The organism is Streptomyces sp. NTH33 (assembly GCF_003236365.1).
Taxonomy (GTDB): Bacteria; Actinomycetota; Actinomycetes; order Streptomycetales; family Streptomycetaceae; genus Streptomyces.
In genome coordinates this window covers 1-21842 of the sequence record NZ_POTZ01000073.1, presented here as the reverse complement: position 1 = coordinate 21842, position 21842 = coordinate 1, and the positions used below count along the sequence as shown (strand labels likewise).

Below are 21842 nucleotides of genomic sequence, written 5' to 3'. Positions count from 1 at the left end.
ATAGTGCCCCTCCCCGCCCGCACGTCCAGGCCGACGGTCGCCGAAGCTGGTGCCTGGGCGGACGTCTTGGTCCGGCGGCGGCTTCTGCACGCCGCAGTTCCCGTCCCGACCGGCCAGTGGCTCATCCAGAACGAGGCCAACGGGCCCGTGTACGTCCTCGCAGGACCGGCCGACATCGTCGACCTAGCCGCCGCCGTCCAGCTCCGCATCCGCTCCACGAGGCCCGATACCCAATGACAACCCCGCGTGAGAACGGCACCACCCCGGAACCTGCCTCCGACCCCAACTCGGTCTCTGAGCGAGCAAGTTGGGGCGGAAGCGTAGCTTCCGCCGAGCCCGCCCCCGAGGGGGCGGGAGAGGACCTGCACCGGGGGGCGCAGGTCCTGGAGGCTTCGACCGAGGGCGGATCGAAGCCGGGGCAGGAGGAGAGGCCGTCGCAGCGCCGCAGCCGCCGCGAGCGCGGTGCCCGCGCTCGCCAGCGTCCGCGTCAGCCGCGCGAGAAGAAGCGCCTGCACCAGCCCAACACGCGTTTCAACGACGAGGAGTTTGCCCTGATCAAGTCCGCCGCCGCTCGATGCAACCTGTCCGTCGCCGGATTCCTCGCGCGCTCCGCTCTCGCCGCCGCTCGCGACCTCGACCGCACCAGCGCCGAGATCGCCGATGAGCGTGAAGTAATCACGGCCCTGTTCGACAGCCGCCGCAGACTCGGCTGGGCCGGCAGCAACCTCAACCAGGCAGTCAAGGCCCTCAACTCCGGTGCCGAAGCACCCCAGCTCGAAGCAGCGGTCGCCGCCGTCCACCGCGCCGCCGAGACGGTCCGTGAAGCCTCCGAGCGGTTGATCGAGCAGCGTGCCTCATGATCCCCAGCGTCAATAAGTCCGGCTCCAGGACGATCGGCTTGCTCGCGTACCTCTATGGCCCGGGCAAGCACGAGGAGCACACCGACCCCCACCTCGTGGCCTCCTTCGACGGCATGTCGCCCGACCCCGGACGCGACCCGAAGGCCACCCTGAAGGACCTCCAGCAGCTCCTCGACCAGCCGATCCAGGCGCTGCCCAAACACGCCCGTCCGGCCAAGCACGTCTGGCACACCTCGGTGCGCGCGACTGCCGACGACCGGATCCTCACCGACGAGGAGTGGGGCGACATCGCCCGACGCATCGTGGCCGCCACCGGCATCGACCCCGGTGGCGGCCAACCCGGGTGTCGCTGGGCCGCCGTACGGCACGCCGACGACCACATCCACATCGTCGCCACCCTGGTCTGCGAGGACGGCAGCCGTCCCGACGACTTCCGCTCCGGCAAGCGGGCGCAGGCCGAATGCCGTCTGATCGAGAAGGAACTCGGCCTGCACCAGGTCGCACCCGGTGACGGGACCGCCGCGCAGCGTCCGACCAGTGCCGAGCGCCACAAGGCCGAGCGCCAGGGCCGGGACCGCACCGCGCGGGAGGAGCTGCGTGAGACCGTGCGGCGCGCGGTGGCCGGCACGACGAGCGAGGAGGAGTTCTTCGACCGGCTGGCCGCCGCCGGCCTGCTGATCCGCAAGCGCGCCGCTCCCTCCGGTGATCTGCTCGGCTACAAGGTCGCCCTGCCCGACGACCGCAACAAGGACGACGAGCCGGTGTTCTACCCCGGCGCCCGCCTCGCACCAGACCTGTCCCTGCCACGCATCCGGGAGCGCTGGTCCGCAGGCAGGCCCGCGCAGGACGACCCACCAGCCGACCGAACCGGCCCGGCCGCCGCGCGCCGGCGAGCGGCCTCGGCAGCGTGGACTGCGGTGCTGGTGATCGAGCACGGCGAGGACGCGGTCGCCGCCGCGCACATCGCCGCCGCCGGCGAGGTCCTGGACGCGCTCGCGAAGACCTCCGCCGCCCACACCCGCCGCGAACTGCGAGAAGCTGCGTGGGCGTTCGAGCGCGCCTCCCGGTCCCATGTCCGTGCCGAGCGGGGGCACGACCGGGCCCTGCGGCAGGCCGCCCGCGACCTCGTCTACGGCGGCCCGGCCCTCGGCCGCGGCGAAGACGGAGCGACCACGGCCATGGCGATCGACATGCTCTTCTTCCTCATCACCGCCGCCGCCCGCTGGCACGCCAAGAAGAACCACGCCCAGCAGGCTGCCGCAGCGCACCGAGCCGCAGCGCACCTGCGCGCCGCCTACCAGGCCGCAGCAGCAGTGCCGCTTGGCGCCCTGTACCAGCGGGGACAGCGACTCAACCGGACGCTACGGCAGCGGCAGACGACCATGCTGCGCGAAGCCGTGCCGGAGCTGGCCGAGCAGATCCTCGCCGAGCCAGGCTGGTACGCACTCGCTGCCACTCTCGCCGACGCGGAAGCCGCCGGCCACGACCCCGCTGCTCTGCTCACCGAGGCGGCGGGACAACGCGAACTCGACACGGCCGCGTCGATCAGCGACGTCCTCGTGTGGCGCCTGCGCCGGGCCGCGGACCTGCCCGCTGACACGACCGGCAGAGCGCACGACGAAAGCGCGGCAGAACGCTTCACGCACCAGCCCAGGCAACGTGGTTCCCGTCCGGTGTCACGCTCCCACTCAGAAACCGCGCCGACCAGGGATCGACGATAGGCCGAACCACGGCCTTGCGGCATCGAGACGCACCAGGCCAGCTGCTGCCTGGTCACGACTGTGGACTTTGTGAATTGAAGCAGGTCCGGGGGTTAAGAAACGATCATGACGCGTACAGAACGAGACGAGGGAGGACGTCAGGGTGTTCCACCGGATACGCCGCCGGCGAGCGGCGGAGACCAGCGAGCTGCAGCACCGCAGCTACGAGGCATACCAGCGGATGGCCGGCCAGGTTCCACCGGAGGTCGAACGACTGCGAACCACGCAGCAGCCCACTGAACCAGCACCAGCGGTGGACGACTTCCTTCCACCTGAGCTGCGCGTGCCGAGCCACGACCAGCTCGACGGCCGGATGATGCCCTGGACACAGCCGATCATCCTCGACGGCGAGGTCGTTGCCTGCGCCGAGTGCGGCGCGTACCGGGACTGGCTCATCCTCTCCACCCGCGACCAGATCTGGCTGCGCTGCCGCCAGGGGCACCAGCAGCGGGAGACCCGCCTCGACACCGCCTGGTACAACCGGCACGCCGGCCCCGCGGACGCGCACCACGCGACGTTCGAGGACTGCCTGCGGCACCTCGGCCACTGACCGCCATCCCTGCAACCCCACCGGGCCCACGGGCCCGCGCTGCCCAACCGTTGCCCAGTAGCAAAGGGGTCAGCTCCGCCATGCGCGTTCGCGTCGCCACCACCGCCCTCGGCCTCACCGCCGTCACCGCCCTCGCCCTCCTCCTGGTCGTCGTCGCCCTGCTGCTGCCGAACAAGGGGGACCAGTTCGAGGCCGCGGCGTTCACCCGGCTACCGGTGGAGGCGTTGCTCGGAGCGGCCCTGCTGGTCGCACTTCCGCACCGGGCGCGGGTGGTCGCGGCGGTGCTCGGCGGAGTGGCCCTCGGTGTGCTGACCGTGCTGAACCTGACGGACATCGAGTTCAACGAGTACCTGGGCCGCAGCTTCAACGTGATCCTGGACTGGCACCTGCTGGCCGACGCCCAGTCGTACCTCGCGGACACCCTGGGCGGCACCGTCGCCCTGCTCGCCGCCGCCGGTGTCGTGCTCCTCGTGCTGGCGGTGCTCGCCGTGACGGCGCTCGCGGTCGTCCGCGTCGGCGGCTTCCTCGGCCGCCACAAGGCCCGCTCGACGCGCGGGCTGCTGCTCGCCAGCGTGCTGTGGATGCTGTGCTCGACCCTGAACGTGCAGGTCTCCGGCTTCCCGGTGGCCTCCGAGCACACGGTCGCGATGATCAGGTACCGCGAGCACGGGGTGCGCGCCACGCTCCGGGACGAGCGGGAGTTCGCGCGGATGGCGAAGGCCGACGCGTTCGGCGGCACCCCGGGCAGCCGGCTCGTTCCGGACCTGCGCGGCAAGGACATGATCTTCACGTTCATCGAGAGTTACGGCCGCAGCGCGATCGAGGACCCGGTCATGGCGCCCGGCGTCAACGAGACCCTCGACGTCAGCACCCAGGCCCTGGCCAAGGCGGGCTTCCACGCCAGGAGCGGCTGGCTGACCTCCGCGACGTACGGCGGCGGCAGCTGGCTCGGTCACTCCACGTTCATGTCGGGGCTGTGGGTCGACAACCAGAACCGCTACCGCACGGTGACCTCCGGCGACCACCTCACCCTGACCGAGGCGTTCAGGAAGACCGGCGCCTGGGACACCGTCGGCATCATGCCGGGCGTGCAGAAGGGCTGGCCGGAGGCCAAGTGGTACGGCCTGGACAAGGTCTACAACGCCTTCGAGCTGGGCTACCGGGGACCCAAGTTCAGCTGGTCGACCATGCCCGACCAGTACACCCTGGAGGCGTTCCAGCGCCTGGAGCACGGCAGGAAGCGCGACAAGCCGCTGACCTCGTTCGTCGTCCTGACCTCCAGCCACCAGCCCTGGGCGCCGCTCCCGGAGATGGTCGGCTGGGACGAGCTCGGCGACGGCTCGGTCTTCAAGGACATCGAGGCGGCCGGCACCAGGCCGGCGGACATCATCACCGACCCGGTCCGCTCCCGCGAGGAGTACGGCAAGTCGATCCAGTACTCGGTGACCGCCCTCACCCAGTGGATGGAGCGCTACGCCCACGACGACACCGTGCTCGTCGTCCTCGGCGACCACCAGCCCATCGCCCGGGTCAGCGGCGACCACGCAAGCCGTGACGTGCCGGTCTCGATCGTCGCCAAGGATCCGAAGGTCCTGGAGAAGATCGCCGACTGGGGGTGGAGCGACGGTCTGCGGCCCGCCCACGACGCCCCGGTGTGGAGGATGGACTCCTTCCGCGACCGCTTCCTGACGGCGTACGGATCCACCCCGCACCCGGCCAAAGGCCGGTGATCCCGCCCGGCCGCACGGAAGAACTGCCAGATCACGAGCGTGTGCGAGCACGGCGGCGACGACCGTGTCCGCTATGCGGCGCCCCCTGTCCGCCAGGGGCCTCTGTTGCTGGCGTGCCGCCCTACGCAAAGAAATGACCAAGGAAACGTGATCATGTCCAGTCCTTCCCGCGAGCAGTGGGGAAGCCGCTCGGGCTTCCTGTTCGCCGCGATCGGGTCGGCGAGGTGCCCTGGCGCTCCGCGGACTCCGGGCCCGCCGCGGAGGCGAGCGCGGACACCGACTCGAACGCACTGGAAGGGGTGAGGAACTGATGTCGACGAGCTCGGTCATCATGCTGATCGTGGCCATCGTGATCGTCTGGGGCGGTCTGGTGGGCGCCATCGTCCAGCTGCGCCGCCATCCCGAGCGTCCCGAGGACGACGCGGCCCCGTCGCGGCCGGCGGCCTGAGCCGTAGGGAGCAGAAACGATACGGCGCGGCGCCCCGCCCGGAAGGTCCCGGGCCGGGGCGCCGCGCCGTACGGCCGGGCCGGTCACATCGCCGGCCGCGCCACCGGGCCGATGCGACCGGTCCGATACCACCGAGCCGATGCCACCGGGCCGATCCGCCCGGCCCCGCCCGCGGGAGGCGCTGATCAGCCGCCGGAGGTGTCCAGCTCCGCGTCCTCGCCGACGCCCGCGCAGTCGTACGGGTCCTTCAGCCAGCCGTCCGGCAGCACCACCCGGTTGTTGCCGGACGTACGGCCGCGGGGCCCGTCGGCGCCGGCCGGCCAGGGCTGGTCGAGGTCCAGCTCGTCCAGGCCGGACCGCAGCTCCTCGAGCGAGGAGGTGATCGCGAGCCGCTTGCGCATCTCGGAGCCGACCGCGAAGCCCTTGAGGTACCAGGCGACGTGCTTGCGGAAGTCGACCACGCCCCGCGACTCGTCGCCGAGCCACTCGCCGAGCAGGGTGGCGTGCCGGACCATGACGTCGGCGACCTCGCGCAGGGTGGGCCGTGCACGAGCGTCCGTGCGGCCCTCGAAGGCCGCCACCAGATCCGCGAACAGCCACGGACGGCCCAGGCAGCCGCGGCCCACGACCACGCCGTCGCAGCCGGTCTCCCGCACCATCCGCAGCGCGTCCTCGGCCGACCAGATGTCGCCGTTGCCGAGCACGGGGATCTCGGTGACGTGCTCCTTCAGGCGGGCGATGGCGTCCCAGTCCGCCGTGCCGCCGTAGTGCTGGGCGGCCGTGCGGCCGTGCAGCGCGATCGCCGTCACGCCCTCCTCGACCGCGATCCGGCCGGCGTCGAGGTAGGTGAGGTGGTCGTCGTCGATGCCCTTGCGCATCTTCATCGTGACCGGCAGGTCGCCGGCCCCGCTGACCGCCTCGCGCAGGATGGCCCGCAGCAGGTTGCGTTTGTAGGGGAGGGCCGAGCCACCGCCCTTGCGGGTCACCTTGGGCACCGGGCAGCCGAAGTTCAGGTCGATGTGGTCGGCCAGGTCCTCCTCCGCGATCATGCGGACGGCCTTGCCGACGGTGGCCGGGTCCACGCCGTACAGCTGGATCGAGCGCGGCCGCTCGCTCGCGTCGAACGTGATCAGCTGCATGGTCTTGTCGTTCCGCTCGACCAGCGCCCGGGTCGTGATCATCTCGCTGACGAACAGCCCCTTGCCCCCGCTGAACTCTCGGCACAGGGTGCGGAAGGGGGCGTTGGTGATGCCGGCCATGGGGGCCAGGACCACCGGCGGCTGGACGCTGTGTGGACCGATCTGGAGGGGGGAATCGGGCGTGGGCATTCCCCCATTGTCGCGTATGCGGCCCGGCGAAGAGTCCGTGATCCTGCATCGGCCATTAGTTAACCGCACTATTGAAATCCGCTACGCTGGAACCCATGCCCGAGCTCAGCCACCGGCGGCGACTGCTGGTGCTGGCGATCTGCTGCATGAGCCTGCTGATCGTCAGCATCGACAACACCGTTCTGAACGTCGCCCTGCCCTCGTTGCAGCGGGAGCTGCACGCGAGCACGTCCGGACTGCAGTGGACCATCGACGCCTACACGCTGGTGCTCGCGTCACTGCTGATGCTCGCCGGCTCCACGGCCGACCGGATCGGGCGCAAACGGGTCTTCATGACGGGCCTGGTCGTCTTCGGCATCGGCTCGCTGCTGTGCTCCCTCGCACCCAACCTCGAACTGCTGGTCGTCTTCCGCATGGTGCAGGCGGTCGGCGGCTCGATGCTCAACCCGGTCGCCATGTCGATCATCACCAACACCTTCACCGACCCGCGCGAGCGTGCCCGCGCGATCGGCGTGTGGGGCGCGGTGGTCGGCATATCCATGGCCGCGGGTCCCCTGGTCGGCGGGCTGCTGGTGGAGTCGGTGGGCTGGCGGTCGATCTTCTGGGTCAACCTGCCGGTGGCCCTGGCCGCGCTGCTGCTGACCCTGCGCTTCGTCCCCGAGTCCCGCGCGCCGAGGGCCCGCCGGCCCGACCCGGTCGGCCAGGTGCTGGTCATCGCCCTGTTCGGGGCGCTGACGTACGCGATCATCGAGGCCCCGGTCTCCGCCCCCGCCAGGATCCTGCCCTTCGCCGTCGTCGCGCTCGCCGCCCTGCTCGGTCTGCTGTGGTACGAGCCGCGCCGCGCCGACCCCCTCATCGACCTGCGCTTCTTCCGCTCGGCGCCGTTCAGCGGGGCCACCGTCATCGCGATCAGCGCGTTCGCGGCGCTCGGCGGCTTCCTGTTCCTGTCCACGCTGTACCTGCAGAACGTGCGCGGTCTGGACGCCCTGCACGCCGGCCTGTGGATGCTGCCGCTGGCGGCGCCGACCTTCCTGTGCGCGCCGCTGTCCGGGCGGCTGGTCGGCACCCGGGGGCCGCGCCTGCCGCTGCTGGTCGCCGGTACCGCGATGACCGTGAGCGCGGTGCTGTTCGCGGTCTTCGAGGCCGAGACCTCCGACCTCACGCTCGTCGTCGGCTACGTCCTGTTCGGCATCGGCTTCGGCTTCGTCAACGCGCCCATCACCAACACCGCCGTCTCCGGCATGCCGCGCGCCCAGGCCGGCGTCGCCGCCGCCGTCGCCTCCACCAGCCGGCAGCTCGGGCAGACGCTCGGCGTCGCGGTGGTCGGCGCGCTGCTGGCCTCCGGGGTGGGCTCGTCGCCGTACAAGGACGCCTTCGTCTCCGCCGCTCGGCCCGGGTGGTGGGTCCTGGTGGCGTGCGGGGCGGCCGTCCTGGCCCTGGGCGCGCTCACCAGCGGCCGCTGGGCCGGGCGGACCGCCGAGCGCACCGCCGAGCGGCTGCAGGAGAACGAGGTGCGGCAGACGGCGGGCATCGGCGCCTGAGCCGCCGCCCGCCACCCGCCACCAGGGTCCTGACCGCGGCTTCCGGCGGGTGACCCCGTGGTGCGAGCCCGGTTGCGCCACGGCCGCTTGGTAAGAAAAAGGTAAGCGAGGACACCCCGGCTGAGCTGCGGATTTTCGCCAAAGGGGAGCCCTTTTGCACGCTCCGTGACCCCTTTCGAGTCGCCGCGCGGGCCATCTGGGGGAACTCTGGAGGGGCGCGATGGCCCAGTGGGGCGAGTGAGCCCAGTGGGACACGCGCACCGCAAGGGGGAAATCCATCAACGGGAGACCACCATGCACCTCACACTCCGCAGCCGCTGTGTCCGTGGGGCCGCCGCGGGCGCCCTGTCCGTCGCGCTGGTGTCGGTCGGATCGGCCGGAGCCGTCGCCGCGACCGACCCGAGCCCGATGCCGACCCGCACCCACACGAGCCCGATGCCCACCCGCACCCACAGCCCCATGCCGACCAGGGCAGCCGCGGCGATCACGGCCCGGGTCAGCCACACCTCGATGAGGTCCGGGCAGGAGGTGACGCTCAGCGGGCGCGCCTCGCACCTGGCGACCGGCACCAGGCTGACCGTCCAGCGCGACGTCAACGGCAAGTGGACGACCCTCCGCACGACCACCGTCCAGAGGGGCGGCACCTTCTCCGTGCCCGTGAAGCTCACCGGCAAGGGCACGGAGCGCCTGCGGGTGACGCAGGACGGGACGCACTCCAGGACGGTCACCGTGAGGGTGTCCTGACCAAGGGGTGACACGGTGCTGACGGGCTCGTAGCCCGCACCGCGCCGGTTCCTCCGCGAACGCGTACGGCCGCCGAGTCGCTCGGCGGCCGTACGTCGTTGTCGTGCTGTCGTGTTGCCGGGACTACCGGGGTTACCGGGTCAGCAGCCCACCAGGCGGGCGGCCAGGTAGCCCTCGATCTGGTCCAGCGACACCCGCTCCTGCTTCATGGAGTCGCGCTCGCGGACCGTGACCGCATTGTCGTCCAGGGTGTCGAAGTCGACCGTGACGCAGTACGGCGTGCCGATCTCGTCCTGGCGGCGGTAGCGGCGGCCGATGGCGCCGGCGTCGTCGAACTCGATGTTCCAGTGCTGGCGCAGGGCCTGGGCGAGGCCCTTGGCCTTCGGGGACAGCTCCGGGTTGCGGGACAGCGGCAGCACCGCGGCCTTCACCGGGGCCAGGCGGTGGTCCAGGCGCAGCACCGTGCGCTTCTCCATCTTGCCCTTGGCGTTGGGCGCCTCGTCCTCGACGTAGGCGTCGAGCAGGAAGGCGAGCATCGCCCGGCCGACACCGGCCGCGGGCTCGATGACGTACGGCGTCCAGCGCTCGCCGGCCTCCTGGTCGAAGTAGGACAGGTCCTGGCCGGAGGCCTTGGAGTGGGCGCCCAGGTCGAAGTCGGTGCGGTTGGCGACGCCCTCGAGCTCGCCCCACTCGCTGCCGCCGAAGTGGAAGCGGTACTCGATGTCGGAGGTGCGCTTGGAGTAGTGGGAGAGCTTCTCCTTCGGGTGGTCGTACCAGCGCATGTTCTCCTCACGCAGGCCCAGGCCGGTGTACCAGTTCCAGCGCTGCTCCATCCAGTACTCGTGCCACTTCTCGTCCTCGCCCGGCTTGACGAAGAACTCCATCTCCATCTGCTCGAACTCGCGGGTGCGGAAGATGAAGTTGCCCGGCGTGATCTCGTTGCGGAACGACTTGCCCATCTGGGCGATGCCGAACGGCGGCTTGCGTCGCGAAGTGGTCTGCACCTGGGCGAAGTTGGTGAAGATGCCCTGGGCGGTCTCGGGGCGCAGGTAGGCGACCGAGCCGGAGTCCTGGGTCGGGCCGAGGTGGGTGGAGAGCAGGCCCGAGAACTGCTTCGGCTCGGTGAACTGACCCTTGTTGCCGCAGTTGGGGCAGTTGATGTCCGCGAGGCCGTTCTCCGGGGCGCGGCCCTTCTTCTCCTCGTACGCCTCCTCCAGGTGGTCGGCGCGGAACCGCTTGTGGCAGGCGGTGCACTCCGTCAGCGGGTCCGTGAAGGTGGCGACGTGACCGGAGGCGACCCAGACCTCGGGGGCCAGGATCACGGACGAGTCGATGCCGACCACGTCCTCGCGGGACGTCACCATGTAGCGCCACCACTGGCGCTTGAGGTTCTCCTTGAGCTCGACACCGAGCGGCCCGTAGTCCCAGGCGGCGCGCTGACCGCCGTAGATCTCACTGCAGGGGAATACGAAGCCACGGCGCTTGCTCAGGCTGACGATGGTGTCGATCTTGTCGGCGGCCACGGTGCTCTCTTCATTACGACGACGGGCGACGAAGCGAGACGCTTCATGAGCGGGAATGCCTCAGGGTACCGGCGGAGGCTCCACCTCGGCCAAATCGGTGCCGGGCAGAGGCCCTTTTGGGCCTCGCGGCCCTCTCGCAAGAGCTTGTTGACAACGGTTTCCATATTAGTTGAAAATGACAGTCATGAACATACGACGACGTCTCATGTCCGGGACCGCGGTCGCGGCGGCCACCGCTCTCGGTCTCGGAGCCCTCTCCGCCTGTTCCTCCTCCGGCGCGGCAGGCGACAGCAGCGGCAAGTACGACGTCGTCGCGTCGTTCTACCCGATGGCCTTCCTCGCCGAGCGGATCGGCGGGAGCCACGTCCACGTCACCAGTCTGACCCAGCCGGGGCAGGAACCGCACGACCTGGAGATCAGCGCCCGGCAGACCGCGCGGCTGCAGGAGTCCGACGCGGTGCTCTACCTCAAGGGCCTGCAGCCCTCCGTCGACGAGGCCGTCGCCCAGTCCGGGATCAGGACGAAGATCGACGCCGCCTCCCTGACCACGCTGAGGGAGTACGGCGGCGAGACCGGCGATCACCCGGAAGGGGACGACCACGGGCACGGTCACGAGGCCGGGGGCGGCAAGGACCTCCACGTCTGGCTCGACCCGGTCAAGTACGCCGAGGTCGCCGAGGGCGTGGGCGCGGCCTTCGCGAAGGCCGACCCGGACCACGCGGCCGACTACAGGAAGAACACCGAAGCCCTGGTCGGGAAGCTGAACGACCTCGGCACCCGGTACGAGACCGGGCTGAGGAACACCAGGAACAAGGTCTTCATCACCACGCACGCCTCCTTCGGCTACCTCGCCGAGCGCTACGGCCTGACCGAGGAGGCCATCAACGGCCTCGACCCGGAGTCCGAGCCCAGCGCGGCCCGGGTGAAGGACCTGCAGCAGACGGCGAAGGCCGACGGGGTGACGACCGTCTTCTACGAGACGCTCGTCAGCGACAGGACCGCGAAGACCCTCGCCCGGGACGCACACCTGAGGACGGACGTCCTCGACCCGCTCGAGGGCATCACCGACACGTCCCGCGGCAGCGACTACTTCCAGGTCATGGAGGCCAACCTCAAGGCGCTGCAGAAGGCGCTGGGCGCCAAGTGACCAGCAACCCGGACAGGAAGGACGACACCATGGACGAGCCCGTCATAGCCCTGCGCGGCGTGACCGCCGAGCTCGGCTCGCGCCCCGTCCTGCGCGGCGTCGGCCTCACCGTGCGGCGCGGCGAGGTCGTCGCGCTGCTCGGCGCGAACGGCTCCGGAAAGTCGACGGCCGTGCGCGCCGTCATCGGCCAGGTGCCGGTGAGCGCCGGTGGGGTCGAGCTGTTCGGCACCCCGCTGCGCCGCTTCCGCGACTGGTCGCGGGTCGGCTACGTCCCGCAGCGCACGACCGCCGCGGGCGGCGTCCCGGCGACGGTCACCGAGATCGTCTCCTCGGGCCGGCTGTCGCGCACCCGCTTCGGCCTCTTCCGCAGGGCCGACCGCACGGCCGTGCACCGCGCCCTGGAGCTGGTCGGCATGGCGGACCGTGCGAAGGACCCCGTCGACGCCCTCTCCGGCGGCCAGCACCAGCGCGTGCTGATCGCCCGCGCGCTGGCCGCCGAACCCGAGCTGCTGATCATGGACGAGCCGATGGCGGGCGTCGACCTGGCCAGCCAGAAGGTCCTGGCGCACACACTCCGGGAGCAGGTCGCGGCCGGTACGACGGTGCTGCTCGTCCTGCACGAACTGGGCCCCCTGGAGCCCCTGATCGACCGGGCGGTGGTGCTGCGCGACGGCCGCGTCGTCCACGACGGCCCGCCGCCCGAGGCGGTCGGGCAGCACGCCCTGCCCGGCCACGACCACGTACATCCGCACGACGCCTCGGGCGCCGGCCCGATCCGCACGGGACTGCTGAGCTGATGGAACTGTTGAACTACGCCTTCATGCAGCGGGCCCTGCTCGCCGCCGTCCTGGTCGGCGTCACCGCCCCCGCCATCGGCATTTACCTCGTCCAGCGCCGCCAGGCCCTGATGGGCGACGGCATCGGCCACGTGGCCATGACCGGCGTCGGTCTCGGCTTCCTGCTGTCCGCCTCCCCGGTGTGGATGGCCACGGCCGTGGCCGTCCTCGGCGCGGTGCTCATGGAGCTGATCCGCTGGTACGGCCGCACCCGCGGCGACATCGCCCTGGCGATGCTCTTCTACGGCGGCATGGCGGGCGGCGTGATGTTCACCAAACTCGCCCCCGGCGGCTCCACCGCCAACCTCCTCTCGTACCTGTTCGGTTCGCTGTCGACGGTCTCGCAGTCGGACGTCGTGGCGATCTGCGCGCTCGCGGCCTTCGTCGTCCTGGTCACCCTGGGTCTGCGCCGCCAGTTGTTCGCCGTCAACCAGGACGAGGAGTTCGCGCGGGTGACCGGGCTGCCGGTGCGCGCCCTGAACCTGCTGACGGCGGTCACGGCGGCGGTGACGGTGACCGTCGCGATGCGCGTGGTCGGACTGCTGCTGGTCTCGGCACTCATGGTGGTCCCGGTGGCCGCCGCCCAGCAGCTCAGCCGCAGCTTCGCCGCGACCTTCGCGATCGCCGCCGCCATCGGGGTGAGCGTCACGATCGGCGGCACGGTCACGTCGTACTACCAGGACGTGCCGCCCGGCGCGACGATCGTGCTGCTGACCATCGCCGCGTTCATCGTGCTCACCGCGCTGGCCACTCCCCTGGCCCGGCGGCGCGCGCGGGCGCTGGCCGCGGCGCACCCGGCCGGGGACCCGGCGGAGTACGCGATTCCGGCCGGCCGGGGGGCCGCCGGCGAGGTCGGCGCCTGACCTCCCGCGGCCACGGCTGGCACAATGGCCGGCAGGCCAGACCTAAGGAGGCAACCGGTGACCACCGCTGGACCGCCCGTGAAGGGACGCGCCACCCGGCAGCGTGCCGCTGTCGCGGCGGCCCTCGCCGAGGTCGACGAGTTCCGCAGCGCGCAGGAACTCCACGACATGCTGAAACACAGGGGCGACTCAGTGGGCCTGACGACGGTCTACCGCACCCTGCAGTCCCTCGCCGACGCGGGCGAGGTCGACGTCCTGCGCACCTCCGACGGCGAGTCCGTCTACCGCCGCTGCTCCACCGACGAACACCACCACCACCTCGTCTGCCGCGTCTGCGGCAAGGCGGTCGAGGTCGAGGGACCGATGGTGGAGAAGTGGGCGGAGGCGGTCGCGCAGGAGTACGGCTACGTCAATGTCGCCCACACGGTGGAAATCTTCGGCACGTGCGCGGAGTGCGCGGCGGCCGGGAGCTGAGACTCGGAAGCGGGACAGGCCGCGGTCCGGCAGGGACCGCGGCCTGTCCGCCTCCTGCGGGGAGCGCAGCCCGCGCCAGGGCAGCACCTCCACGAGCGGGGTGTCCGGACCGCGGCGAAACCCCACGGGACCAGTAGGAGGCACCCTCTGCGCTCGCGCACCGCGAGGCCCGCGAGAACGTCCCGGCGCGTCGGCCGGTGATCAGCTCTCCTCGGTGCGTCCCTCCATGGCCAGCAGCTCCTCGTTGGGGATCGCGCCGCCGAAGCGGCGGTCGCGGGAGGCGAATTCGACGCAGGCGCGCCACAGGTCGCGGCGGTCGAAGTCGGGCCACAGGACGTCCTGGAAGACCATCTCGGCGTACGCGCTCTGCCAGAGCAGGTAGTTGGAGGTGCGCTGCTCGCCGCTCGGGCGCAGGAACAGGTCGACGTCCGGCATGTCCGGGTAGTACAGGTACTTCTGGATGGTCTTCTCGGTGACCTTGGCCGGGTCGAGCCGGCCGGCCCTGACGTCCTCGGCCAGCGCCTTGGCGGCGTCGGCGAGTTCGGCCCGGCCGCCGTAGTTCATGCAGAAGTACAGGGTGAGCCGGTCATTGTCCTTGGTCTGCTCCTGGGCGACCTGGAGCTCCTTGGCGACCGACTTCCACAGCCGGGGCATACGGCCCACCCAGCGCACCCGGATGCCGAGTTCGTCGAGCTGGTCGCGGGTCTTGCGGATGAAGTCGCGGTTGAAGTTCATCAGGAAGCGGACCTCGTCGGGCGAGCGCTTCCAGTTCTCGGTGGAGAAGGCGTACAGGGAGATGTTGCCCACGCCGATCTCCAGGGCGCCCTGCAGGACGTCCAGCACCCGTTCGGCGCCGACCTTGTGCCCCTCGGTACGGGGCAGGCCGCGCTCCTTGGCCCAGCGGCCGTTGCCGTCCATGACGATCGCCACGTGCTCGGGGACCAGCTCGCCCGGCAGCTTCGGCGGGCGCGCACCGGACGGGTGCGGCTCGGGCGCCCGGTACTCACGGCGCTGACGCCCCAGGATCCCGCGTACGACCATGTGCTTCTCGTCTCCCTTGTTGCGGACGTACTGCTCGGACTGCTCGGAGTACTACTTTTCCACGTACCGAAGTGAGCGCAGCCCGCGCTCCAGGTGCCAGTGCAGATAGGCGGACACCAGTCCGCCGCCCTCCCTGACGTACCGCGGCTCGCAGGCGTCCGCGGTCGCCCAGTCCCCGGTGAGCAGCGCGCCGAGCAGTTCCAGCGCCTGCGGCGAGGGTACGACGCTGCCGGGGACCCGGCAGTCGGCACAGACGGAGCCGCCGGACGCCACCGAGAAGAAGCGGTTCGGGCCGGGCATCCCGCACCTGGCGCAGTCGCCGAAGCTGGGAGCGTAGCCGTTGACGGCGAGCGAGCGCAGCAGGAAGGCGTCGAGCACGAGGTGCGGGGCGTGCTCACCGCGGGCGAGGGTGCGCAGGGCGCCCACGAGCAGCAGGTACTGCTGGACGGCCGGCTCGCCCTCGTGGTCGGTGAACCGCTCGGCGGTCTCCAGCATGGCCGTCCCGGCGGTGTAGCGGGCGTAGTCGGTCACGATCCCGCCGCCGTAGGGGGCGATGGTCTCGCTCTGGGTGCACAGCGGCAGACCGCGCCCGACCAGCTCGCTCCCCCGCGCGAAGAACTGCACGTCGACGTGCGAGAACGGCTCCAGCCGGGCCCCGAACTTCGACTTGGTCCGCCGCACCCCGCGCGCCACGGCCCGCACCCGCCCGTGCCCGCGGGTGAGGAAGGTGATGATCCGGTCCGCCTCACCCAGCTTCTGGGTGCGCAGCACAACGCCGTCGTCGCGGAACAGACTCATGGGCCCATTGTCCCCCACGTTGGCCCCGCCCCGTGCGGGGGCGGGGCAGTACCATTCCCTGCCACCGCCCAGGGGGCGCAGCTGTACGTACAGCCCCTCGTGGCCCATGACCACACCGGCCCGGCCCGTGCCGGTGCCCATGGCGTACGAGCCCGCCGGCGGCCGGACCGCGCTCACCGGAGCACCGCGGCGAGCCGAGCGGGCGTCTCCACCAAGCAGCCCCCAGCCCGACGAGCGGGCAGGGAGTCCCGTACGTACTGCTTCCGCCACGGGGTCTCCACCGTGCACCGGTGCGGCCGCGAGCGGCGACGCGGTCGGCCGGGAGCCGAAAGTCGGGTCGGCACAGCCAGCGGGACTCCCCGTGGCATCCCCCTCCGACGTGTCCCGCCGCGGCGCTATCTGTACATGCCACATCCGATCTGTAGGATCCACCCACACCCCGACCGGCTGAACGGAACCGATGGACATGGCTGCATGGCCTACCCGGATGGCCCACCCCGCCGATCTCCCCCTGCTTCGAACCCTGTTGACCGATACTTGTGACGCGGCAGTCGTGCCGTCGCCAACACTGCTTGCTGACGCCCTCGCGCACAATCTGGTCCGAGTGGCCGAATCCTCGGGCGAATTGGTGGGCTGTGTCGTCGCAGAGATGCCTTCTCCGGGACATGTGCGCCTGTCGGTGATCGCGGTCCGGTCCGAGGCGCGTCGGCAGGGCGTGGCATCACGGCTCCTGGCCGAGTTGGTGCAGCAGATCTCTCAGAAGTCGAGCGAACCGGTACTCATCTCCGCCATAGCGAACACCGAGCAGCCGACGGTGACACGTCTCTTACTGACGTGTGGCTTCATAGGCACTCGGGTCATGCACACCGGCGGTACAGGTGACGCGCTTCCCATCCATTTCCAGCACAAATTCCGCGTCGAATACATTGATCCGGATGCGCGGCATCTCGTTCACGTAAGCGCCCGGGAACAGCTCATGGAGTCCCTGGCGCCCGCCGACCACGCCATAACGGCCCTGGTCACTCTGTCCGGTGCGCCCGCGTTCGAAATCGCACGCTTCGAGCGGGACGATCCGGCGACCCTGCAGTCCGGGGAAGCCGCAGCGGGCATAGCCTTCTCCGGTTCCATTCTCGCCGCTGTGACGTTCCTTCTGGGCTTCGCCTTTACCTCGACAAGCTTCCCTGATGACGTCCGTCTGCTGCTCATCGGAGCGACCTTCAGCACGGTGCTCTCTCTGATCGTGTACGCGAGCGCCTCCGGTGAACTGGCCCGGATCCGCTCGAACTCGTTCGGCAAGATCATGAAGTGGGGGAATGTGCTGTCCGAGTACGGCGGCGTGTTACCTCTCGTGATCTCACTTCCCGTCACTTACGCCCAAGTCAGCGACAACCCATGGACGACCATGGTCCTGGCCGTCGTACTGAGCGCCGCAATCGCCTGGTACGAGCATTCCGAATTTTCCATCGCTTTTCGATTCCGCCGGAGCCGGAGCGAAATCGCCTTGACGGTGTTCACCGCCGTCTCGCCGACACTCGGTGCGGCACTCGTGGCGACGAAGACCATCAGTTGGCCGTGGACCGCCGCCCTGACTGCTGCTCTGGCGATGCGCACCTGGTTGTACCTCTTCCGCAGAGGCTCGGAGAGGGGAATCACGGAGCGCCGGCAGTGGCAGATCAGGGAATGAGTCCGGTCGCCCTGCGGACCCGCTCGGCGACCTCACGGGCGCATCCCCACGACAGGGTCAGTCCAGCTCCGCCATGACCGTAGTTGTGCAGGAGCAAAGTGCCCTCGCGAGGCTCCTCCTCGAGCCGCACCTCTCCCCGCACCGGCCGCAGTCCGACCCGGTGCCCAAGTACCCGGGCACCCGCGATGGACGGTTCGACCGCGACGCAGCGCTGGACAATCTCCCGAGCCGCGGCCTCGTCAGGGCGCAGGTCCCAGTTCCCGGACACCGCCGTCCCCCCAAGGACCATAGTGTCGGAGTGCGGGTAGATATAGGTGAGTTCCTCCGCCCCCGGGGTGTCGTCGCAGAAGAACGACCGGATACCCGGATTCTCCACCACCACCAGCTGGCCACGCACCGCCTCGACCGAGGCGTCCGCCGCCAGCGACCGGGCCCCCGCACCCGAGCAGTTGACGACCACCGGCGCCTCGCGCATCGCTTCTTCGAGCGTGCTGTAACGGTGACAGCGAAGGTGACCGCCGGCCCGCTCGAGCCGACGGGCCAGGTAGCGCAGATATCGGGGCATGTCGGCGACGGGAGCGCGATAACGCCACCCGGACACAAAACCCGGGCGGAGTTCACCGGGTGCGCAAACGCGCGCTTCGACCAGGCTGCCCCACTCCGGCATCTCACAGGGAATCCGGGACTCGTGAGTTCCTTCCACCAACCGGATCCCCGTGTCCGCGTCGGCGCTCAGCGTGTTCAACACCGACAGAGTCACGCGGCTCCATCGGTCGACCAGGTGAGCGGGCTCGACCAGGTACGGATCCCACATCGCGCCCGCGGCCGCCGAGGTCGTCTCACCAGGGGGCCGATCCGTGTCCACGCGTACGTCCATTCCGGACTCCGCCAGGCACACCGCTGTGGTGAGTCCCGCGACTCCGGCACCGATGATCACCACGCCGGCCGACAATGCACACCTCCGTGCGGCTCTCCTCGCCCCCGCTCGGGCGGCGTCCCTGCCTCGACCCTATTCGAACCGCCGCACGTACCGCCTCTGCCACGGTGTCTCCACCGCGTGCCGGTCGTAGTGCGTCCGGACGTAGGTGACCGCTTCCGCGGGCGGTACGCCGTCCAGCACGGCCAGGCAGGCCAGTGCTGTCCCCGTGCGGCCCCGGCCGCCGTCACAGGCGACCTCCACACGGTCGGTGGCGGCGCGCTCCCAGGCCTCGGTGAGCAGGGCGGAGGCGGCGGTGCGATCGGACGGCAGGCGGAAGTCGGGCCAGCGCAGCCAGCGGGACTCCCAGGGAACCTCGGGAGGCTGTCCGCCAAGGAGGTAGACGCCGTACGTCGGGGCCGGCGCCACCGGGTCGAGGGGGCGGCGCAGGCCTCTGCCCCTCACCAGCCGGCCGGACGGGAGCCGGAGGACGCCCGGGGCATGTTCGTCCCACCGGGGCTCGGACTGCTTGTTCATGGGCGTGGCGGCCCCCTTCCACGTCAGGCGGGCGAAAGCGCCATTGTCCCGACGTTGTCCAGGTGCCCCTGTCCCGCGGTCCCGGCCGTGGCGCGTCACGACGGTGTGCGGGCCTCTGCCAGCAGGCGGGTCACCTCGTCCGTGTGGATGGTCAGGGCCGCGCCGACGGTGGTGAGGGTGTCGTGTTCGGCGGGGGTGTAGGGGCCGTCGGCCAGGGCGATGCGGGCGGCCTGGAGGAGGATCGACTCGCGGCCCGCGGGGGCCAGGTGGGGGGCCAGCGGGTCGAGGGCCTCGTGCAGCTCTATGGCCAGGTCCGCGCCGCACGGCCGGCCGTCGTGGACGCGCCCGGTGTCCGCGGCCAGCGCCTCGACCAGGGCGGCCAGCCGCTCCTCGGTGCAGTCGGCGAGACCGACCGCGCGGACCGCGGCCGCGGCGGTCTCCAGGGCCGTACGGGAGCAGGTGCCGCCCGCGGAGAGCACGGCCAGGGCGACGGTGTGCACGGCGTCGCGGAGCATCGCCGAGAAGCGCGTCGTGGTCGGGTGGTCCAGGACGTCGGTGCCGAAGTGCCCGCCGCAGGCGGCGCACTCGACGACCGGTGCGGCCACGCCGCGCGGCAGCAGCGGCACGCCGAGGACGGTGAAGCGCCGGCGGCCGCTCAGGCGCTGGTAGTTGCGGTCGCCGCCGCAGCCGGGGCAGAAGAACTCGCCGTCGCCGACCGGCGTCCACGCGGTACGGGTGCCCAGCATCCGGGCAAGCCTGGCGGCACGACCGTTTCGTCCCCGTACTGGCAGCACGTCGCACCTCCGTAACCGCACGGCAACATCGCCGCACTGGCGTGATGTTAGCCACATCGGTGAGGCGGAGTCAGCACCCCGGACGAGACCTTCCCGTGACCTGCACGAACGGATGGCCGGTATACGACGGTCGCACAGCGGGTGCACGACGGGTCCCGGGCCGCCTCGGCAGGCGGCCCGGGACCCGGACGGACACGGGTCGAGCGGTCAGCGCGCCGCCCGGTTGACGGCCGAGACGACCGCCTTCAGCGACGCGCGTGTCGTGTTCGCATCGATGCCGATGCCCCACAGGACCTTGTCGTCGATCGCGCATTCGATGTAGGAGGCGGCCTGCGCGGAGGCGCCCTCGCTCATCGTGTGCTCCTGGTAGTCCAGCAGGCGTACGTCGACGCCGATGGAGTGCAGGGCGTCGAAGAAGGCCGAGATCGGTCCGTTGCCGGAGCCGGTCAGGACGGTGTCCTCCCCGTCGACCGTGGCCTCCACCGTGAGGGTGTCCACCCCATCCGTGTCCGTCGTGGACTGGCCCGTCCTGACCTGGATGCGCCCCCAGGCGTTCTCCGGGTTCGGCAGGTACTCGTCCTGGAAGACCGCCCAGATCTCCTTCGGCGTGATCTCGCCGCCCTCGGCGTCCGTCTTCGCCTGGATGATCTTCGAGAACTCGATCTGCATCCGGCGCGGCAGGTCCAGCTTGTGGTCGTTCTTCAGGACGTAGGAGACGCCGCCCTTGCCGGACTGCGAGTTGACGCGGATGACGGCCTCGTAGGACCGGCCGACGTCCTTGGGGTCGATGGGCAGGTACGGCACCGCCCACTCGAGGTCGTCGACCGTGACGCCCTTGGCCTTCGCGTCGGCCTCCATCGCGTCGAAGCCCTTCTTGATGGCGTCCTGGTGGGAGCCGGAGAAGGACGTGTAGACCAGGTCGCCCACGTACGGGTGGCGCGGGTGGACCTCCATCTGGTTGCAGTACTCCCACGTACGGCGGATCTCGTCGATGTCGGAGAAGTCGATCTGCGGGTCGACGCCCTGCGAGAACAGGTTCATGCCCAGGGTGACCAGGTCGACGTTGCCGGTGCGCTCGCCCTGCCCGAACAGGCAGCCCTCGACGCGGTCGGCGCCGGCCATCAGCGCCAGCTCGGCGGCGGCGACGGCCGTGCCGCGGTCGTTGTGCGGGTGGACGGACAGGCAGACGTACTCGCGACGGGAGAGGTTGCGGTGCATCCACTCGAAGCGGTCCGCGTGCGTGGAGGGGGTCGAACGCTCCACGGTGGCGGGCAGGTTGAGGATGATCTCGCGGCCCGGGCCCGGCTGGTAGACGTCCATGACCGCCTCGCAGACCTCCAGCGCGAAGTCCAGCTCGGTGTCGGTGAAGATCTCGGGGCTGTACTGGTAGCCGAACGCCGTACCGTCGGTCTCGGGGCCCAGCAGCTTCTCGGCGTACTCCATCACCAGGCGGGTGCCGTCGACGGCGATCTGCTTGATGTCGTCCCTGGAGCCGCGGAAGACGACCCGGCGGAAGACCGGGGAGGTGGCGTTGTACAGGTGGACGGTGGCCCGCCTGGCGCCCTTGAGGGACTCCACGGTCCGCTCGATCAGGTCCTCGCGGGCCTGGGTCAGTACGGAGATCGTGACGTCCTCGGGGATCGCGCCCTCTTCCTCGATGATCGAGCGCACGAAGTCGAAGTCGGTCTGGCCGGAGGCCGGGAAGCCGACCTCGATCTCCTTGTAGCCCATCCTGACCAGCTGGTCGAACATCCGGCGCTTGCGCTCGGGCGACATGGGGTCGATCAGGGCCTGGTTGCCGTCGCGCAGGTCGGTGGAGAGCCAGCGGGGGGCGACGGTGATCCGCTTGCTCGGCCAGGTGCGGTCGGGGATGTCGACCTGCTCGTAGCGGCCGTACTTGTGGATCGGCATGGAACTGGGCTGCTGGCGGTTGGCCATGGTTGCGTGGGCTCCTCGAAAAGGTCCGCGGGTGGCGCGGGTGCCGGAAGAACGGCCGACGGCGCAACGCCAGACACCGCGGTGAGGGGGTCGGCCTCGACTACAGGCCCTCGCCGCGGCAGCTAAGGAGAAGCAGCCCGAAACGCATGATGCTCCGCAGCCTAGCCGAGCCGCGCCGGACGCGCGGGCCCGTTCCAGTATGCGAAACCAGCGGGATGAAACGGGCGAAAAGTGTGCGATGTCACGCCCGCCCTCGCACTCCGGTGACTCTCCGCACCCCTCCCTACCACCCCACCGGCGGGCGAAGGCCCCCTTGCCCCGATATTTCAC

At 70.6% G+C, this 21842-nt stretch carries 21 protein-coding genes; 13 read left to right on the top strand and 8 right to left on the bottom strand.

What is annotated here, in order from left to right:
- The 6 genes from C1I97_RS40650 to C1I97_RS10380 form a co-directional block, all read left to right on the top strand.
- On the top strand, nucleotides 1-237 hold a 237-nt coding region (locus tag C1I97_RS40650; RefSeq protein ID WP_258382509.1), incomplete at its 5' end, for a hypothetical protein.
- Nucleotides 234-860, top strand: coding sequence for a plasmid mobilization protein (locus C1I97_RS41310; protein ID WP_258382508.1), 627 nt, complete (start codon nucleotides 234-236; stop codon nucleotides 858-860). The genes C1I97_RS40650 and C1I97_RS41310, both read left to right, overlap by 4 nt.
- The gene (locus C1I97_RS10395; RefSeq protein WP_111002931.1) at nucleotides 857-2581 is read left to right on the top strand and encodes a relaxase/mobilization nuclease domain-containing protein; all 1725 of its coding nucleotides are present in this window, start codon (nucleotides 857-859) and stop codon (nucleotides 2579-2581) included. The genes C1I97_RS41310 and C1I97_RS10395 overlap by 4 nt, the downstream gene beginning before the upstream one ends.
- Nucleotides 2582-2723: 142 nt before the next feature.
- Nucleotides 2724-3170 (top strand): hypothetical protein, encoded by a 447-nt coding sequence (locus tag C1I97_RS10390; RefSeq protein ID WP_181446665.1) that lies wholly within the window; start codon nucleotides 2724-2726, stop codon nucleotides 3168-3170.
- A gap of 80 nt (nucleotides 3171-3250) precedes the next feature.
- Nucleotides 3251-4900: a CDP-alcohol phosphatidyltransferase gene (locus C1I97_RS10385; protein WP_111002930.1), complete on the top strand. Its 1650-nt coding sequence runs from the start codon at nucleotides 3251-3253 to the stop codon at nucleotides 4898-4900.
- A 310-nt stretch (nucleotides 4901-5210) separates the two neighbouring features.
- Nucleotides 5211-5348, top strand: coding sequence for a methionine/alanine import family NSS transporter small subunit (locus tag C1I97_RS10380; RefSeq protein WP_111002929.1), 138 nt, complete (start codon nucleotides 5211-5213; stop codon nucleotides 5346-5348).
- 185 nt (nucleotides 5349-5533) lie between these two features.
- On the opposite strand, the gene dusB is transcribed toward C1I97_RS10380, so the two are convergent.
- A complete protein-coding gene (dusB, locus tag C1I97_RS10375) occupies nucleotides 5534-6676 on the bottom strand; it encodes a tRNA dihydrouridine synthase DusB (protein WP_111002928.1) in 1143 nt (380 codons plus the stop codon).
- A gap of 95 nt (nucleotides 6677-6771) precedes the next feature.
- Here dusB and C1I97_RS10370 point away from each other — a divergent pair, with 95 nt between their 5' ends.
- Both C1I97_RS10370 and C1I97_RS10365 read left to right on the top strand, forming a co-directional pair.
- The gene (locus C1I97_RS10370) at nucleotides 6772-8217 is read left to right on the top strand and encodes an MFS transporter (protein ID WP_111002927.1); all 1446 of its coding nucleotides are present in this window, start codon (nucleotides 6772-6774) and stop codon (nucleotides 8215-8217) included.
- Between the two features lie 294 nt (nucleotides 8218-8511).
- The gene (locus tag C1I97_RS10365) at nucleotides 8512-8961 is read left to right on the top strand and encodes a hypothetical protein (RefSeq protein ID WP_111002926.1); all 450 of its coding nucleotides are present in this window, start codon (nucleotides 8512-8514) and stop codon (nucleotides 8959-8961) included.
- A gap of 140 nt (nucleotides 8962-9101) precedes the next feature.
- On the opposite strand, the gene C1I97_RS10360 is transcribed toward C1I97_RS10365, so the two are convergent.
- Nucleotides 9102-10484 carry a glycine--tRNA ligase gene (locus tag C1I97_RS10360; RefSeq protein WP_111002925.1) on the bottom strand — a complete coding sequence of 461 codons (1383 nt, stop codon included), beginning with the start codon at nucleotides 10482-10484 and terminating at the stop codon, nucleotides 9102-9104.
- Between the two features lie 184 nt (nucleotides 10485-10668).
- Between C1I97_RS10360 and C1I97_RS10355 the strand changes: the two genes are divergently transcribed.
- From C1I97_RS10355 to C1I97_RS10340, 4 genes are read left to right on the top strand one after another with little or no spacing between them, the layout of a single operon-like run.
- Entirely contained in the window at nucleotides 10669-11631 is a 963-nt protein-coding gene (locus tag C1I97_RS10355; RefSeq protein ID WP_111002924.1) for a metal ABC transporter substrate-binding protein, read from the top strand.
- A 29-nt stretch (nucleotides 11632-11660) separates the two neighbouring features.
- Complete coding sequence (locus tag C1I97_RS10350) at nucleotides 11661-12428, top strand: metal ABC transporter ATP-binding protein (RefSeq protein ID WP_111002935.1); 768 nt, start codon at nucleotides 11661-11663, stop codon at nucleotides 12426-12428.
- Nucleotides 12428-13330, top strand: a complete 903-nt coding sequence (locus tag C1I97_RS10345; RefSeq protein ID WP_111002923.1) for a metal ABC transporter permease — start codon at nucleotides 12428-12430, stop codon at nucleotides 13328-13330. Before C1I97_RS10350 ends, C1I97_RS10345 begins: the two co-directional genes overlap by 1 nt.
- Before the next feature lie 57 nt (nucleotides 13331-13387).
- Nucleotides 13388-13804: a Fur family transcriptional regulator gene (locus C1I97_RS10340; protein ID WP_111002922.1), complete on the top strand. Its 417-nt coding sequence runs from the start codon at nucleotides 13388-13390 to the stop codon at nucleotides 13802-13804.
- Between the two features lie 201 nt (nucleotides 13805-14005).
- Here C1I97_RS10340 and C1I97_RS10335 read toward each other — a convergent pair whose 3' ends face one another.
- Both C1I97_RS10335 and recO read right to left on the bottom strand, forming a co-directional pair.
- Complete coding sequence (locus tag C1I97_RS10335; RefSeq protein ID WP_111002921.1) at nucleotides 14006-14845, bottom strand: isoprenyl transferase; 840 nt, start codon at nucleotides 14843-14845, stop codon at nucleotides 14006-14008.
- 51 nt (nucleotides 14846-14896) lie between these two features.
- Nucleotides 14897-15643: a DNA repair protein RecO gene (gene recO / locus C1I97_RS10330; RefSeq protein ID WP_111002934.1), complete on the bottom strand. Its 747-nt coding sequence runs from the start codon at nucleotides 15641-15643 to the stop codon at nucleotides 14897-14899.
- A 487-nt stretch (nucleotides 15644-16130) separates the two neighbouring features.
- Here recO and C1I97_RS10325 point away from each other — a divergent pair, with 487 nt between their 5' ends.
- Entirely contained in the window at nucleotides 16131-17327 is a 1197-nt protein-coding gene (locus C1I97_RS10325) for a GNAT family N-acetyltransferase (protein WP_258382507.1), read from the top strand.
- On the opposite strand, the gene C1I97_RS10320 is transcribed toward C1I97_RS10325, so the two are convergent.
- The 4 genes from C1I97_RS10320 to leuA form a co-directional block, all read right to left on the bottom strand.
- Nucleotides 17317-18264, bottom strand: coding sequence for an FAD-dependent oxidoreductase (locus tag C1I97_RS10320; protein WP_309147790.1), 948 nt, complete (start codon nucleotides 18262-18264; stop codon nucleotides 17317-17319). The two genes, C1I97_RS10325 and C1I97_RS10320, sit on opposite strands and share 11 nt — an antisense overlap.
- A gap of 72 nt (nucleotides 18265-18336) precedes the next feature.
- Complete coding sequence (locus C1I97_RS10315) at nucleotides 18337-18780, bottom strand: protein-tyrosine phosphatase family protein (protein ID WP_111002919.1); 444 nt, start codon at nucleotides 18778-18780, stop codon at nucleotides 18337-18339.
- A 95-nt stretch (nucleotides 18781-18875) separates the two neighbouring features.
- Nucleotides 18876-19574, bottom strand: coding sequence for a TerB family tellurite resistance protein (locus C1I97_RS10310; protein ID WP_111002918.1), 699 nt, complete (start codon nucleotides 19572-19574; stop codon nucleotides 18876-18878).
- A 207-nt stretch (nucleotides 19575-19781) separates the two neighbouring features.
- A complete protein-coding gene (leuA, locus tag C1I97_RS10305) occupies nucleotides 19782-21512 on the bottom strand; it encodes a 2-isopropylmalate synthase (protein WP_111002917.1) in 1731 nt (576 codons plus the stop codon).
- Nucleotides 21513-21842 lie beyond the last annotated feature (330 nt).

Coding starts and splice junctions, on each gene's coding strand:
- C1I97_RS41310 (WP_258382508.1), top strand. CDS start 234: ATGACAACCCCGCGTGAGAACGGCACCACCCCGGAACCTGCCTCCGAC.
- C1I97_RS10395 (WP_111002931.1), top strand. CDS start 857: ATGATCCCCAGCGTCAATAAGTCCGGCTCCAGGACGATCGGCTTGCTC.
- C1I97_RS10385 (WP_111002930.1), top strand. CDS start 3,251: ATGCGCGTTCGCGTCGCCACCACCGCCCTCGGCCTCACCGCCGTCACC.
- C1I97_RS10380 (WP_111002929.1), top strand. CDS start 5,211: ATGTCGACGAGCTCGGTCATCATGCTGATCGTGGCCATCGTGATCGTC.
- dusB (WP_111002928.1), bottom strand. CDS start 6,676: ATGCCCACGCCCGATTCCCCCCTCCAGATCGGTCCACACAGCGTCCAG.
- C1I97_RS10370 (WP_111002927.1), top strand. CDS start 6,772: ATGCCCGAGCTCAGCCACCGGCGGCGACTGCTGGTGCTGGCGATCTGC.
- C1I97_RS10365 (WP_111002926.1), top strand. CDS start 8,512: ATGCACCTCACACTCCGCAGCCGCTGTGTCCGTGGGGCCGCCGCGGGC.
- C1I97_RS10355 (WP_111002924.1), top strand. CDS start 10,669: ATGAACATACGACGACGTCTCATGTCCGGGACCGCGGTCGCGGCGGCC.
- C1I97_RS10350 (WP_111002935.1), top strand. CDS start 11,661: ATGGACGAGCCCGTCATAGCCCTGCGCGGCGTGACCGCCGAGCTCGGC.
- C1I97_RS10345 (WP_111002923.1), top strand. CDS start 12,428: ATGGAACTGTTGAACTACGCCTTCATGCAGCGGGCCCTGCTCGCCGCC.
- C1I97_RS10335 (WP_111002921.1), bottom strand. CDS start 14,845: ATGGTCGTACGCGGGATCCTGGGGCGTCAGCGCCGTGAGTACCGGGCG.
- recO (WP_111002934.1), bottom strand. CDS start 15,643: ATGAGTCTGTTCCGCGACGACGGCGTTGTGCTGCGCACCCAGAAGCTG.
- C1I97_RS10325 (WP_258382507.1), top strand. CDS start 16,131: ATGGCCCACCCCGCCGATCTCCCCCTGCTTCGAACCCTGTTGACCGAT.
- C1I97_RS10315 (WP_111002919.1), bottom strand. CDS start 18,780: ATGAACAAGCAGTCCGAGCCCCGGTGGGACGAACATGCCCCGGGCGTC.
- leuA (WP_111002917.1), bottom strand. CDS start 21,512: ATGGCCAACCGCCAGCAGCCCAGTTCCATGCCGATCCACAAGTACGGC.